Source organism: Seonamhaeicola aphaedonensis, assembly GCF_003386195.1.
Classification (GTDB): Bacteria; Bacteroidota; Bacteroidia; order Flavobacteriales; family Flavobacteriaceae; genus Seonamhaeicola; species Seonamhaeicola aphaedonensis.
On sequence record NZ_QRDX01000037.1, the window covers coordinates 1 to 1,190 of the forward strand.

Here is a 1,190-nt window from a genome sequence, read left to right on the forward strand (position 1 = left end):
TCTTAAGTTTACAATCTCTTAATTTTAGATTATAAATCAGAAAGAACAAAAGAGAGGAGTAAGATTAATATAGCCGTAGGAACTTGCGATTCCGTCAACATTGATAATCCCCTCTCTTTTCCTACTAAGATTTCGTTCAGTTCTGTGAGGCTTTTAGACCTCGATTTTAAGATGTTGAAACGTTAGTAGCTAGTTCTTTCCAAATACAATTCTTATGAATAAAGATAAAGAAATTTACGGTATTGATGTTAGTAAAAAAGTGCTTGATGTTTATAACCAGTGCTCAGGTCATTTACAGTTTACAAACGATGAAAGAGGGTTCAAATTATTATTAAAGAAATTGCCTAAGGAATCTTTGGTAGTAATGGAAGCTACAGGTTATTATCACTATCGTATAGCCCAGTATTTACATAAGAAAGGAGTAATTGTATCGGTTGTAAATCCTTTATCTGTAAAGCGTTTTATCCAGATGAAACTAGCTAAGGTTAAGACCGATAAGAGTGATGCCAAGGCTATCTGTGAATATGGTATGTTAAATGAGGTTCCGTTGTATAATGCCCTAACAGATATTCAAGCAGAATGCCTACAGTTGTTTAGTTTATTGGATAATTACCTAAAACAAAGTACAGCAACTAAGAATAAGCTAAGAGGAGAGGAATCCTTAGGTAAGCCCTCAAAGGTTGTTTACAGTTCTTTAAAGCGTAATGAGAAGCATTTAAATAAGGAAATAGCAATGATAGAAGAGCGATTATTGGAACTGGTAAAGCAGGAGCAACAAGAGCAGTTAACACTTTTAAAAAGTATTCCAGGGATGGGCGTAAAGACAGCTTTGTTTTTAATTGTTTTGACCGATGGCTTTAATAAGTTCGACAATGCTAGACAGCTATGTAGTTACGTTGGTATAACACCAACCATTAGACAGTCTGGGAGTAGTGTGAGAGGAAAGAGTAGAATAAGTAAGGTTGGTAATAGGAAACTCAGGAACTTACTGTTTTTATGTGCATTTTCAGCCTGTAAACATAATAAAGGATGTAGAGAATTATACGAAAGGATTGTAGCTAAAGGAAAGAGCAAGAAACTGGCTTTGATTGCAGTATCAAATAAGTTATTAAAACAGGCATTTGCTATCGTAAAAAGTGGATTACCTTACGATGAGAACTTTGTTTCTAAATTAGCTTAAAACACTTGTT

General features: G+C 34.2%; 1 protein-coding gene. It reads left to right on the top strand.

What is annotated here, in order from left to right:
• The first annotated feature begins 214 nt into the window (after positions 1 to 214).
• Positions 215 to 1,180 (top strand): IS110 family RNA-guided transposase, encoded by a 966-nt coding sequence (locus DFQ02_RS15005; RefSeq protein ID WP_116525261.1) that lies wholly within the window; start codon positions 215 to 217, stop codon positions 1,178 to 1,180.
• Positions 1,181 to 1,190 lie beyond the last annotated feature (10 nt).